We start from the raw sequence: 12,898 nt of genomic DNA, 5'->3' as shown, positions 1-12,898 counted from the left end.
CTCGCCGGCCGCTCGACTTCCAGGGCGAGCTGGCGCGCTCGCTCTGGTTCGAGGACGGCCGCGTGGTGGGCGCCTCCAGCGCGGATCCCGCGGAGCGGGTCGAGGAGCTGGCGCTCCGCTTCGGCCTCGTCACCCGCGACCAGCACCGGCAGGTGGCGGGCGCGGCCGCGGCGCTGCCCACCCGGCGCGCCGCGCTCCTGCTGCTCGAGCGCGGCTTCCTGAAGCCGACCGAGCTCACCGGCCTCGCCCGGCGCCGCACCGAGGAGGTGGTCTCGGGCGTGTTCGCCGACGGCGCCGCCCGCTTCCGCTGGGTGGCGCAGGCCGTCCCGGCGGACGAGCGCACCGCGCTGGAGCGCGGCCCGCTGGCGCTCGCGGTGGAGGGCGTGCGCCGCCGCTGGCGCGCCGCCGAGGTGGAGGCGCTCCTGGGCGGGCCGGGCACGCTGCTCGCGCCGGCCGAGGGCGCGCCGGACGAGGCGGAGCTCGGGCTCTCGCCCGAGGAGCGCCGGGTGGTGGCGCTCGCCGACGGCCTGCGCACGCTCGACGAGATCGTGCAGGAGAGCCCGCTCGACGGCCTGTCCACCCGCCAGGTGCTCGCGGCCCTGGTCGCGGTGGGCGCGCTCTCGGTCCGCCTGCTCCAGACCGGCCGGCCGGTGCCGGCCTCCGACGCCATCGACCTGGCCCGGGTCCGGGAGAAGCTCGACCAGGTCCGGCGCGCCGACTACTTCACCGTGCTGGGCGTGGGCCGGCTCTGCACGCCGCACGAGGTGCGGGAGGCGGCGGACCGGCTCGCCGCCGAGCTGCACCCGGACCGCTTCGCGGCGCTGCGCGACCCCGCGCTCACCGAGGCGCTGCAGGAGATCCAGCAGGTGGTGCTCGACGCCCGGGACGTGCTGGCGGACGACCGGCTGCGCCAGGAGTACCTGCGCGGGCTCGGCGACGCGCGCTGACGCGGGCGGGTGAGCGCCTCCGGGGGCCCCGATTCCGCGGGGATGCGCGGCGGCCCCTTCCCCGTTAGATGTGGGATCCGGTAGAAGGTGCTCGAATGGTTCGTGAAATCGTCATCTGGCCCGATCCCATCCTGAAGGAAGTCGCCCAGCCCGTGGACCGGGTGGACGACGGCATCCGCCGCCTGCTCGACGACATGGCCGAGACCATGTACGCCGCGGACGGCGTCGGCCTCGCCGCCCCCCAGATCGCGGTGAAGAAGCGCCTCATCGTGATCGACACGTCCCCCCGCCAGGAGGGGCAGACGCTCATCCACCTGGTGAACCCGGAGATCGTCCGCGGCGAGGGCGAGCTCACCTACACCGAGGGCTGCCTGTCGATCCCCGGCGAGGCGGAGGACGTGGACCGCTTCGCGCGCGTCTGGGTCCGGGCGCTCGACCGCCAGGGCAAGCCGTTCGAGCTGGAGGCGGAGGGGCTGCTCGCGGTGGCGCTGCAGCACGAGACCGACCACCTGAACGGCACCGTGTTCGTGGACCACCTCTCCAGCCTGAAGCGCGAGCTCATCCGCAAGCGGATGAAGAAGCTGAAGGCGCAGCGCGCCGCCGAGCCCGCCGCCGAGGTGAAGACCGCGGCCCGGCACGAGTCCGCGCTGTAGCGCGACCGGCGCCCGGCGCCGGAGACGAGGACGGCAGGCCCCGCGCGCGGGACCTGCCGTCTTCGCGTCTCGGGGGCCGGACGGGGCTACAGCTCGCCGATGGGCAGCACCTTGCGCCCGTAGACCTCGTTCAGGATCTGCGCCGCGCCCAGGTAGATGGCGCCCAGGCCGCAGAGGATGCCCTCGTAGCCGGCGATGCGGGTGATGGTGGTGTTGCCGGTCGCGTCGCCGAGGCCGAGCAGGATGAACAGCACCACCAGCGCGAAGAACACCAGCATGATGGTGCGGTTCATCTTCAGCGTCGCGATGAAGAGCACGATCGAGAACAGGCCCCAGATGAACAGGTAGGCGGCCATGGCGTTCTTGTCCGAGGCGTCGGCGATGCCGAAGCGCGGCATGATGATGAGCGCCACCAGCGAGATCCAGAAGAACCCGTAGGACGTGAACGCCACCGTGCCGAAGGTGTTCTTCTTCTTCCACTCCATCACGCCCGCGATGATCTGGGCCAGGCCGCCGTAGAACAGGCCCATCGCCAGGATCATGCTGCCGATGCCGATGAGGCCGGCGTTGTGCAGGTTGAGCAGCACGGTGGTGAGGCCGAAGCCCATCAGCCCCAGCGGCGCGGGGTTCGCGGTGGTGTCCTTGATGACCGTCTCCGCCAGCGCCGCCGCCTGGCCGAGATCGATGCTGGGGATCTGCGGGATCGCCTTCGCCGTCTGCACGTCCTTCATTCCGTCGCCTCCGGGATCGGGTGGGTCCGGAGCCCATAGCATGTATTGCGCAATGGTTTGAACGTCGGACGCACTTTTCTGCGCAATTTGCCTGACGCGCGTCAAATGAAATGGAAGGCTGCGGTCGACGTCCCGCCGCAGCGCAGCGGATGCGCGCACGGGCTGCGGACGCGCCCGGGCGCGGCGCGGCTTTCGCGCAGCCGGTGCGCCCGGGGCGCGATCGGGGGTGCGCGCGCGACCGCGCGCCGCGGGCGGCGCCGCGGGGCGGGAACGTGAACGGTGGGTGAACTGGGCGCGGCGCCCGCGCGCGCGGCGGCGCCGCGGCGGCGGGCGCGCGACGGCGCTACAGCCGCTCGTCGATGGCGCGGTTCGACATCGCGTCCGCGAGCGCGTTCTCCTCGCGCGGCACGTGCCGGACCTGGATCCACTCGAAGCCGGCGATGAGCGCGCGCGCCTCGTCGTGGAGCGGGCGGAGGTGATCCGCCTTCACCGCGTAGTCGCCGGCGAGCTGCTTCACCATGAGCTCGGAGTCGGACAGCACCTCCAGCTCCTTGATGCCCATGGCCTTGGCGCGCTTCAGGCCGAGGATGAGCCCCATGTACTCGGCGACGTTGTTGGTGGAGTCGCCCAGGAACTTGCCGATCTTCGCCACGATGTGGCCGTCGGCGTTCACGATGACCGCGCCGGCGCCGGCCGGGCCGGGGTTGCCGCGCGCCGCGCCGTCGGTGAACAGGCGGGTGCACCTGGCCGCCTCGGCGGCGGCCGCGGCGTCGGCGGCGGCGCGCTCGGCCGCCTCGCGCTCGGCGCGCTCCTTCTTGCGCCGGTCGCGCTCCGCCTTGGAGAGATCCATCGCCTCGTCGAGCTCGGCGGCCGCGCGCTGCGCCGCCTTCTCGACGTCGGACACCTTGCGGACCTTGATGCCCTTCGAGCCCGCGCCCGGGGCCGGCTCGCGCGCCTTCTCCGCCTCCTCCACCCGGTCGGCGGCGGCGGCGATGAGCCGCCCGAGCGTGTCGCGGTCGTAGCCCGGGTAGCGGGCGCGCGTCCGCGGGAGCTCCTCGGTGGCGGCGATGAAGCGGAGCAGCTCCGCGAGGACGGCCTTGGCCACGGCTAGGCCGGCGGCGGCGCGGGCGGGTTGACCGCCTCGGCCGCGTAGATGATGCGGTGGCAGTTCGGGCAGGTCTCGATCGAGTTCGCCCGCTGCAGGGTGATGGCGAGCTGGGGCGGGATGTGCCGGTGGCAGCCGTCGCAGGTCATGCCGATCACCTGCGCGACGGCCACGCCGGCCCGGCGCCGCTTGATGTTCTCGTACTTCGAGAGCAGCCCGGGGTCCACGCTCTTCACCGCCTCGGCGCGCCGCGCCTCGAGCTCCGCCAGGCGCTGCTGGGCGGCGGCCTGCCGCTCCCCGAGCGCCTTCAGCTCGGCCTCGTTCGCCTCCTCGCGCTCGGCCAGCGCGTCGGCCCTGGCCTCGAGGGTCTTCTGGAGCTCGCCGGCGCTCGCGACCAGCGCCTTGATCTGCTCGGACTGGCCGTCGTTCGTCTTCTTGGCGATGTCGATCTCGCGGGAGAGCGCGGCGTACTCGCGGGGCGTCCGGATCTCGCCGAGGCGGCCCTCCCACTTCTTGACCTTGTCGCGCTCCATGGCGAGGAGCGACTCGAGCTGGCGCCGCTCGCGCTCGTTCCCCTCGACCCGGGCCTTCTCCTCGTCGTAGGCCCGCCGGGCCTCGGCCACCCGCTGGTCGATCTCGGCGCGCTTCGCCGGGAGGGTCTCCAGCTCAGCCCGGACCTCGTTCGAGTCGAGGTCGATCTGCTGCAACTCCTCCAGCGTCTTCAGCTTCTCACGCAGCGACGACAATGCCGTTCTCCCGTTCTCCCTGCTGGTTGCGACGAGTGGGCCCACCAGGATTCGAACCTGGATCGCATCGGTTATGAGCCGAGCGCTCTGACCGTTGAGCTATGGGCCCGAGGCCCCGGCAGGCACCCTCTATCATATTCGCGTCGCCCGAGACGGGGTCGATCAGCTCTCCACGAAGCTCTTGAGCCGCTTCGACCGCGACGGGTGGCGCAGCTTCCGCAGCGCCTTCGCCTCGATCTGGCGGATGCGCTCGCGCGTCACCTCGAAATCCTGGCCGACCTCCTCGAGCGTGTGATCGCTCTTCTCGCCGATGCCGAACCGCATCCGGAGCACCTTCTCCTCGCGCGGGGTCAGCGTGGCGAGCACCTTCCTGGTCTGCTCGGCCAGGTTCATGTTGATGACCGCGTCCGACGGGGAGACCAGCGACTTGTCCTCGATGAAGTCACCGAGGTGGCTGTCCTCCTCCTCGCCGATGGGCGTCTCGAGCGAGATGGGCTCCTTCGCGATCTTGAGGACCTTGCGGACCTTGTCGAGCGGGAGCTCCATCTTCTCGGCGATCTCCTCCGGCGTCGGCTCGCGCCCCAGCTCCTGCACCAGGTAGCGGCTGGTGCGGATGAGCTTGTTGATCGTCTCGATCATGTGGACCGGGATGCGGATGGTCCGCGCCTGGTCCGCGATGGCGCGGGTGATCGCCTGCCGGATCCACCAGGTGGCGTAGGTCGAGAACTTGTAGCCGCGCTTGTACTCGAACTTGTCGACCGCCTTCATCAGGCCGATGTTCCCCTCCTGGATCAGGTCGAGGAACTGCAGGCCGCGGTTCGTGTACTTCTTCGCGATCGAGACCACCAGGCGCAGGTTCGCCTCGACCAGCTCGGTCTTGGCGCGCTCCGCCTTCCGCTCGCCGTCGCCGATCATCCGGTAGGTCCGGCGCAGCTCGTCCACCGGCACCTCCGCCTCCTCCTGCACGCGCAGGATCTTGCGGCCGGCCGAGCGCAGCGTGCGGTCCAGCTCCTCCACCTCGTCCAGCGCGCAGCGGAGCTTCTTGGCGAGCTTCTTCCGCTCGACCTCGTCCTCGCGCGTCTCGCGGAGCAGCCGGCGCAGGTCCTTCACCGGCACGCCGGTGCGGCGCTCGCAGTCGAAGAACTCGCGCTCGGCCTCCTCCACGCGCTTGATGAAGCTCTTCAGGCGCAGGACGATCCGGTCGATCTGCTTCTTGTTGAGCTGGATCGCCTCGAGGTTCTCCATCATCTCCGCCTCGATGGCGCGGATCTCGCCCTTCAGCTCCTTGCGCTTCACCTCGGAGAGCTTCTTGCCGCCCTGGAGCGTCTCGCGGACCTTGGCGACGTCGCGCTCGAGCTTGCGGATCCGGTCGATGTGCTTCAGCACGTGCTCGACCTTGCGCTCCTCCTCCTTCGGGATGCGCGGCTTCTCCGGCTCGGCGCCCTCGGCCGGGGCGGCGCCGTCGCCGGCCGCGGCCTCGGCGTCCTCCGGAGCCTCGGCCGCCTCGGCGGCCTCGTCCAGCTCCTCCTCGGGCTCCTCCTGCTCGGCCTGCTGCTCGTCGCCGGCGTCCTTGATGATCTCGCGGACGCGGATCTTGCCCTTGCGGAGCCGCTCGCCCAGCTCGAGGATCTCGCGGATCGCGATCGAGGACGAGAGCACCGCGGCGAGGATCTCCTTCTCGCCCTCCTCGATGCGCTTCGCGATCTCGACCTCGCCCTCGCGCGTGAGGAGGGACACCGACCCCATCTTGCGCAGGTACATGCGCACCGGGTCGTTGGACTTGCCGTAGCCGGCGTCGTCCTCCTCCTCCTTCTCCTCCTCGGACTCCGCCTTGGCCTCGGGCTCGGGCGGCTTGTCCGGGAGCTTCATCTTCTTCTCGGCGCCGTCCACCACCTCGATGTCGTGCTCGCCGAACATCGACATGACGTCGTCGATCTGGTCCGAGCCGATGTCCGAGGGCAGCGCGTCGTTCACCTCGTCGTAGGTGAGGAAGCCCTTCTCGCGCCCGCGCGCCATGAGCTCCTTCACCTCGGACCGCTCGGTGATGTCGCTCATGTCGTCCTGCGGGAGCTCGTCGAGCTCGTCGTCGTCGTCGTCGCCCTCCTCGGCCTCGGCGCGCTCGGTCTCGGGCTCGGCCTCGTCGGTGGGGCGGCGGTGCTTTCCGGGGCGGCCCGCCGGGCGGGCGGCCTCGGCGGCCACGGCCTCGGGCGCCTTCTTGCGGGCCTTCTCGGGCTTCTCGCCGGCCTTCTCGTGCCGCTCGGCCTTCTCGACCTTCTCCGGCTTCTCGCGCTCCACCTTGGCGCGCTTGACCGGCGGCTTCGCCACCGCGCGCGCGGGCGCCTTCGGCGCGGGCTTGGCCTGGCGCTCTTCCTTGCGGCCGCCGGCCTTCGCCTTCTGCTTCGGCGCTGCCTTCTTCACGTGCTTCTTCGCGGCGTGGCCCTTCGTGGTCATCGGCTTCGGCTCCTTCGACGGCTCGGCGGCCCGGTGGTGCTCTTTCCTAACGTTTTTCGGCCGGGTGAGCCCGGCCAATGTATCCAGAATGCTTCGGAGCTTGCCTTTCATCCGGGACGTTCCAGGGAACGCAAGCGCCTCTGCAGGTCGCGACGCTGGTTGATGAGCCGCTGGGCCGTCACGTCCAGCCCGTCGGCCGCGGCGCTGCCGGCCTTGGTGACCCGCCGCAGCGCCTCGCCGTACTCCTGGTCGAGGCGCTCCAGCGTCGCCTTGACCGCCGCCTTCCGGAGCTCGCGCTCCGCCTCCTCCGGCCTCGGCCGGCCGGGCCCCACCAGCGTGCGGAACCGCCGGATGGTGGCCTCGTCCGCCCCGGCGGACAGGCGCGCCAGCGCGTCCTCGAGCGCGACCGGCCCGCGCACCAGGTCGCGGGCCAGGTCCGCCAGCGGCCCCGGCGGCAACAGCTGGGGCAGGCGCTCCTCGTCCGCCACCGCCCCCAGATCGGGGAAGGCGGCCAGCAGGGCCAGCGCATCCGCGGCCGGCCCCGGCAGCAGCACGCGCACCCGCCCGTGGGCGGACGGCCCGCCGCGCGCCGGCCCCGCGGACGGGGTGGGGCGGGATGGGGCGACGCTGGCGGGCCGCTCCGGATGACCGGCCTGGGCGGGGGCCGGGACGCCCGGCCGCCGCCGCTCCGCCGACAGCTCGGCCTTCAGCGCGCCCGGGTCGAGGTCGAGCCGGCGCGCGATCATGTCCTCGAAGACGGAACGCGCGAGGCCGTCCGGCATCATCCGCACGAACGCCTCGAGCTCGCGGACGGCGGCGAGCTTCCGCTCGAGCGCGGCCTCGCGCGGCCGGTCGCCGCACGCCCGCTCGACCGCCCGGTCCACCAGGAACTCCGAGAGGGGGACGGCGGCCGCCAGCAGCGCGTCCACCCCGGCGCGGCCGTTCGCGCGGGCGTACTCGTCGGGATCGGTCTTGCCCGCGTCGGACGGGAGCACCGCCACCTTGCCGGCCATGCCGGCCGGGAACAGCGCCTGCGCGGCCTTCGCCGGCGCGGCGAGGCCCGCCACGTCGCCGTCGAAGAGCACCGTCACCTCGCGGCAGTCGCACCGCGAGAGCAGCTCGACGTGCTCGGGGGTGAGGGCGGTGCCGCACACCGCCACCGCGCCGGTCACGCCCACCTGGTGGAGGCCGATCACGTCGAAGTAGCCCTCGACCAGCACCGCGCTGCGCGTCTTGCGGATGGTCTCGCGGGCGAGGTCGAGGCCGTAGAGCACCTTGGACTTCTTGTAGAGCGGGGTCTCGGGCGTGTTGATGTACTTCGCGCCCTGCTCGTCGCCGAGCGCGCGCCCGCCGAAGCCGATCACCTGCCCGTCCATGGCGGCGATGGGAAACATCAGGCGGTTGCGGAAGCGGTCGTAGGTGCCGCCGCCATCCCTCTCCCTCTCGATGAGCAGCCCGGCGCGCTGCAGCGCCGCGACCCCGATGCCCTTCTCCTTCAGCCGCAGCGCCAGGTCGTTCCACGCGTCGGCCGCCACCCCCAGCCGGAAGCGCCGGACCGACTCCTCCGTGACGCCGCGCCGCTCGAGGTACGCCCGCGCGGACGCGCCGAAGCGGCTGGCGAGCCGCGCCGCCCAGTAGCGCGCGGCGGCGTCGCTCGCGGCGAGGATCTCGTTGCGCTCCTTGCGCTTCGCCCTCGCCTCGGCCGAGTCCTCCTCGGCCGCCTCCGGGATCTCGACGCCGACCTCCTGCGCGAGCGCCCTCACCACCTCGGGAAACTCCTTCCCCTCGAGCCGCTGCAGGAACGTGAAGACGTCGCCGTACGCCCCGCAGCCGTAGCACTTGAAGTGCTTGTCCTCGGGGTAGACGTGAAAGCTCGGCGTCCGCTCCCCGTGGAAGATGCAGTTGCCCTTCCACGTCCTGCCCGATCGCTTCAGCTCCATGTGGCGGCCGATCACGGCCACCACGTCGACGCGCTCGCGGATCTGGTCGATGACCGCGTCGGGGATCAGGTTGCGCCTCCGCTGCCGCTCTCGGCACGCACGGCGCCCGGCCACCGCCGGGCGGGCGCGGCCGCCTCACCGCCGCCTACTTTCCGGCGAGGCGCGCCTTCACCATGTCGCTGACGGCCTTCCCCTCGGCCCGGCCCTGCACCTCGGGCAGGAGCGCCTTCATGACGGCACCCATGTCCTTCGGCCCCTTCGCCCCGGTCGCCTGGATCGCCGCGTCCACCTTCGCGCGGAGCTCGTCCTCGGAGAGCTGGGCGGGGAGCCAGGCCTGGAGGATGCGGATCTCCGCCTCCTCCTTGTCGACCAGGTCCTGGCGGTTCCCGGCCCGGTACTGCTCGACCGAGTCGCGCCGGCGCTTGATCTCGGAGGCGATCACGCCCTGCACGCCCGCGTCGTCGAGCGGCTTCATCAGCTCGATCTCGCGGTACTTCACGGCGCTCTTCAGCATGCGGACGACGCTCAGCTTGAGCGTGTCCTTCTCGCGCATCGCGGACTTGAGGTCCGCGTCGAGCCGTTCCTTGAGCGCCATGAGCGGCCCCGGCTAGAAGCCCTTGCGCATCTTCTTGAGCGCGCGCTTCTTGGCGGCGAGGGCCTTCTTCTTGCGCTTCACGCTGGGCTTCTCGTAGTGCTCGCGCTTGCGGATCTCCGAGAGGATGCCCGCCTTCTCGCACTGCTTCTTGAAGCGCTTCATGGCGTTCTCGAAGGACTCGCCATCCTTGACACGCACTCCGGTCATTCGTTCCTCGGTCTCGCTGATGAGGTAGGAGCTTTTGCTCGCCCTGAAACATGAGGAGCCGGACATCGCGGATGCCCGGCTCTCCACGCGGCTGAATCGCGGCTAATAGTGGAAAACCCCGCGACTGTCAAGGGTTTCCGGTCTTGGGCGCCGGCGGCTGCAGGTGCCGCCGCTCCAGCACGCCGTAGACCTCGGTCGGGGTCACGTCGGCCGACGCGAGCAGCACGTACAGGTGGTACAGCAGATCGGCCGCCTCGTGCGCCAGGTGGTCCTTCGTGTCCTTGCCGTCGAGGAGCGCCTGGTGCGCCTCGTTCACCTCGTAGGCTTCCTCGATGATCTTCCTGCGGATCCTGGCCGGCGCGGCGAGGAGCTTCTTGGTGTAGCTCTCGGCCGGCGCGGCGTCTGCGCGGCGCGACTCGATGGTGGCCCAGAGCTTCGCGAGGAAGCGTTCGTCTGCCATGGGATCTCCTCTCTCTCCGAGAAGCAGCTGCGCGTCCCGGTGTGACACGCCGGGCCGGTCTGGCGCACGACGTAGAGCACGGCGTCTCCGTCGCAGTCCAGCGCGATCGCGCGGATCTCCTGCACGTGGCCGCTCGTGTCGCCCTTGCGCCAGATCGCGCGCCGGCTGCGGGACCAGTAGGTGGCGCGGCCGCCCTCGGCGGTGGCGACGAGCGCCTCGCGGTTGGCCCAGGCCAGCATCAGGACGGTGCCGTCCTCCTCCTGGGCGATCACCGGGACCAGGCCGCGCTCGTCGAACGAGACCCGGTCGAGCAGGCGGGCGAACGAGCGGGTGAGGCTCACGGCCGCACCTCGATCCCGCGCGCCAGCAGGAAGGCCTTCGCCTCCTGCACGGTGTGCTTGCCGTCGTGGAAGATCGACGCGGCCAGCGCCGCGTCGGCGATCTCCAGCCCCTCGGCGAGGTGCTCGAGCGTGCCGACGCCGCCCGAGGCGATCACCGGGATGGTCACGGCCGAGCAGACCTCCTCCAGCAGCTCGAGGTCGTAGCCGGCCTGCGTGCCGTCGCGGTCCATCGAGGTGAGGAGCAGCTCGCCCGCGCCGCGCGCCGCCACCTCGCGCGCCCAGGCGATGCCCTCCACGCCGGTGGGCTTCGACCCGCCCGCCACGTGGACCTCCCACTCCTGGCGCCCGGCGCCGCGGGGCCGGCGCTTCACGTCGATGGCCACCACCAGCGCCTGCGCGCCGGCGATGCGCGAGAGCCGGTCCACCAGGCCCGGCTCCTTCACCGCCGAGGAGTTCACCGAGACCTTGTCGGCGCCCGCGTGCAGCAGCGCCACGAAGTCCTCCTCGCTGCGCACGCCGCCGCCCACCGTGAGCGGGGCGAACACGCGCGCGGCGGTGCGGGTGACGAGGTCGAGCAGCGTGCCGCGGTTCTCCTGCGTCGCGGCGATGTCGAGGTAGGTGACCTCGTCGGCGCCCTGCGCGTCGTAGCGCGCGGCCGCCTCCACCGGATCGCCGGCGTCGCGCAGGTTCTGGAACTTGATCCCCTTGACCACGCGCCCGGCCTTCACGTCGAGGCAGGGGATGATGCGCTTCGCCGGCATGCGGTGCCCTTCCCTCTCCTACTCCGCCGCGGCGCGCACCGCGTCGGCGAGCGCGATCCGGCCCTCGTACAGCGCCTTGCCCACGATCACGCCGGCCAGCCCGGCCGCCCGGCAGGCGCGCACGTCGTCGAGGCTGGCCACGCCGCCGGAGGCGACCACCGGCACGCCGGCCTCGGCCTGCAGCCGCGCCGCGCCCTCGGCGTCCACCCCGGTGAACATGCCGTCGCGGCCGACGTCGGTGTACTCGACCAGCCCGACCCCGGCCTCCTTCACCCGGCGCGCCACCTCGGCGGCCCCGAGCCCGGTGCCCTCCAGCCAGCCGGCGATCTTCACCTCGCCGTTGCGCGCGTCGATGCCGCTGCGCACGCGCCCGGGGAAGCGGGCGCAGGCCTGGCGGACCAGGTCGAGCCGCTCCACCGCCGCGGTGCCGAGCACCACGTAGCGCACGCCCAGCTCGAGCACCTTCTCGATGTCCGGCAGCGAGCGCAGCCCGCCGCCCAGCTCCACCTCCGCCCCGGGCACCGCGCAGATGGCGCGGACCGCGTCGAGGTTCACCGGCCAGCCGGCCTTCGCGCCGTCGAGGTCCACCACGTGGACGAGGCTCGCGCCGTCGCGCACCAGCTCGGCGGCCTTCTCCGCCGGGTCGCGCGCGTACACGGTCTTCCTCGCGAAGTCGCCCTTCTCCAGCCGGACCACCTCGCCGCCGATGAGATCGATCGCTGGGATGACGAGCATGGCCCCCGCCTAGATGGAGACGAACCGCTCGAGCAGGGCCAGCCCCACGCGCTGGCTCTTCTCGGGGTGGAACTGCACCGCGAACAGGTTGCCGCGCTCCAGCGCCGCGCAGAAGTCGCGGCCGTGGTGCGTGAGCAGGGCCGCGCCGGGCGCGTCGGCGGGCGCGGCGTAGGAGTGCGCGTAGTAGACGTAGGCGCCGTCCATGGGCGCGAACAGCGCCGAGCCGGGCGCCACCAGCCGCACCCTCGACCAGCCGATGTGCGGCAGCTTCACGCCGCCGGGCAGGCGCGCGATGCGCCCGTCCACCAGGCCGAGCCCCCGGGCCCCGCCGCCCTCCTCGCCCTCGGCGAACAGGATCTGCAGGCCCACGCAGATGCCCAGCACCGGCGCCCCGCGCTCGACCGCCTCGAGCAGCGCGCCGGCCACGCCGCTCCGGCGCATCGCCTCGGCGCAGGCCGGCATGGAGCCCTGCCCCGGCACCACCACCCGGTCGGCGCGGCGGACCGCGTCGGGATCGCGCGTGACCACCACCGCGGCGCCCACCTCGCGCAGCGCGTTCTCCACCGAGCGCAGGTTGCCGGCGCCGTAGTCCACCAGCGCGACGGTGCCGGGCGGGCGGCTCACAGGGTGCCCTTGGTGCTGGGGAGCGCGGTCCCCTCGCGCGCGGTCGCGGCGCGGAGCGCGCGCGCGGTCGCCTTGAAGATCGCCTCCACCACGTGGTGCAGGTTGCGGCCGTAGCGGACGTTCACGTGCACGCAGATGCGCGCGTGGTTCACGAGCGCCTGCAGGAAGTCCTGCGTCAGGTCCACGTCGTAGCCGCCGATGAACTTCTTGCCGCTCGGCAGCTTCGCGTTGAAGGTGAGGTGCGGGCGGCCGGAGAGGTCCACCACCGCCTCGACCAGCGCCTCGTCGAGCGGCACCACCGCGTGCCCGTAGCGCGCCAGCCCGGCCTTGTCCTCGAGCGCCTGCCGCAGCGCCTCGCCCAGGCCGATGCCCACGTCCTCGACGGTGTGGTGCGCGTCCACCTGCAGGTCGCCCTTGGCCCGGACCGCGAGCGCCATCCCGCCGTGGCGGGAGATCTGGTCGAGCATGTGGTCGAAGAACGGGAGCCCGGTCGAGATCGACGCCTCGCCCGGCGCGAGCCGCAGCTCCACCGCGACGTCGGTCTCCTTGGTCCGCCGCGCCACCGCGCCGCGCCGCGCGGCCGCGCCCGGCCGCGGGGCCTT

General features: G+C 72.5%; 14 protein-coding genes, 1 tRNA gene and 1 pseudogene. 2 read left to right on the top strand and 14 right to left on the bottom strand.

Features of this window, described 5'->3' with window-relative positions; genetic code table 11:
• Positions 1-947: DUF4388 domain-containing protein (locus tag PSR1_RS16105; RefSeq protein WP_152643367.1), on the top strand; the 947-nt coding region annotated here is incomplete at its 5' end.
• A gap of 95 nt (positions 948-1,042) precedes the next feature.
• Complete coding sequence (gene def / locus PSR1_RS16100; protein ID WP_059438500.1) at positions 1,043-1,600, top strand: peptide deformylase; 558 nt, start codon at positions 1,043-1,045, stop codon at positions 1,598-1,600.
• Positions 1,601-1,686: 86 nt separating this feature from the next.
• On the opposite strand, the gene PSR1_RS16095 is transcribed toward def, so the two are convergent.
• The 14 genes and pseudogenes from PSR1_RS16095 to hisB form a co-directional block, all read right to left on the bottom strand.
• Entirely contained in the window at positions 1,687-2,331 is a 645-nt protein-coding gene (locus tag PSR1_RS16095) for a GPR1/FUN34/YaaH family transporter (RefSeq protein ID WP_059438499.1), read from the bottom strand.
• A gap of 343 nt (positions 2,332-2,674) precedes the next feature.
• Positions 2,675-3,436, bottom strand: a complete 762-nt coding sequence (locus PSR1_RS16090) for a ribonuclease HI family protein (protein ID WP_059438498.1) — start codon at positions 3,434-3,436, stop codon at positions 2,675-2,677.
• A 2-nt stretch (positions 3,437-3,438) separates the two neighbouring features.
• Complete coding sequence (locus PSR1_RS16085) at positions 3,439-4,182, bottom strand: zinc ribbon domain-containing protein (RefSeq protein ID WP_059438497.1); 744 nt, start codon at positions 4,180-4,182, stop codon at positions 3,439-3,441.
• Between the two features lie 36 nt (positions 4,183-4,218).
• Positions 4,219-4,291: transfer RNA gene (locus PSR1_RS16080), tRNA-Ile, on the bottom strand.
• A gap of 53 nt (positions 4,292-4,344) precedes the next feature.
• Positions 4,345-6,744 (bottom strand): RNA polymerase sigma factor RpoD, encoded by a 2,400-nt coding sequence (gene rpoD, locus PSR1_RS16075; RefSeq protein WP_237758054.1) that lies wholly within the window; start codon positions 6,742-6,744, stop codon positions 4,345-4,347.
• Complete coding sequence (gene dnaG, locus PSR1_RS16070; protein WP_059438496.1) at positions 6,741-8,687, bottom strand: DNA primase; 1,947 nt, start codon at positions 8,685-8,687, stop codon at positions 6,741-6,743. The genes rpoD and dnaG overlap by 4 nt, the downstream gene beginning before the upstream one ends.
• A 31-nt stretch (positions 8,688-8,718) precedes the next feature.
• Positions 8,719-9,168: a GatB/YqeY domain-containing protein gene (locus PSR1_RS16065; RefSeq protein ID WP_059438495.1), complete on the bottom strand. Its 450-nt coding sequence runs from the start codon at positions 9,166-9,168 to the stop codon at positions 8,719-8,721.
• Positions 9,169-9,180: 12 nt separating this feature from the next.
• Complete coding sequence (gene rpsU / locus PSR1_RS16060; protein ID WP_012524821.1) at positions 9,181-9,375, bottom strand: 30S ribosomal protein S21; 195 nt, start codon at positions 9,373-9,375, stop codon at positions 9,181-9,183.
• 127 nt (positions 9,376-9,502) lie between these two features.
• Positions 9,503-9,835, bottom strand: coding sequence for a phosphoribosyl-ATP diphosphatase (gene hisE / locus PSR1_RS24300; protein ID WP_012524820.1), 333 nt, complete (start codon positions 9,833-9,835; stop codon positions 9,503-9,505).
• A 32-nt stretch (positions 9,836-9,867) separates the two neighbouring features.
• Positions 9,868-10,107: pseudogene (locus PSR1_RS24295) on the bottom strand (phosphoribosyl-AMP cyclohydrolase); the annotation flags it as partial.
• A gap of 65 nt (positions 10,108-10,172) precedes the next feature.
• On the bottom strand, positions 10,173-10,937 hold the full coding sequence (hisF, locus tag PSR1_RS16050; RefSeq protein ID WP_059438494.1) for an imidazole glycerol phosphate synthase subunit HisF: 765 nt from the start codon (positions 10,935-10,937) through the stop codon (positions 10,173-10,175).
• A gap of 18 nt (positions 10,938-10,955) precedes the next feature.
• Entirely contained in the window at positions 10,956-11,672 is a 717-nt protein-coding gene (gene hisA / locus PSR1_RS16045; protein WP_059438493.1) for a 1-(5-phosphoribosyl)-5-[(5-phosphoribosylamino)methylideneamino]imidazole-4-carboxamide isomerase, read from the bottom strand.
• A gap of 9 nt (positions 11,673-11,681) precedes the next feature.
• Positions 11,682-12,296, bottom strand: coding sequence for an imidazole glycerol phosphate synthase subunit HisH (hisH, locus tag PSR1_RS16040; protein WP_059438492.1), 615 nt, complete (start codon positions 12,294-12,296; stop codon positions 11,682-11,684).
• Positions 12,293-12,898: imidazoleglycerol-phosphate dehydratase HisB (gene hisB / locus PSR1_RS16035; protein ID WP_237758052.1), on the bottom strand; the 606-nt coding region annotated here is incomplete at its 5' end. The genes hisH and hisB, both read right to left, overlap by 4 nt.

This window comes from Anaeromyxobacter sp. PSR-1 (assembly GCF_000964525.1).
Taxonomy (GTDB): Bacteria; Myxococcota; Myxococcia; order Myxococcales; family Anaeromyxobacteraceae; genus Anaeromyxobacter.
The sequence above is the reverse complement of the archived record's forward strand: the minus strand, read 5'-3'. Positions and strand labels throughout refer to the sequence as shown.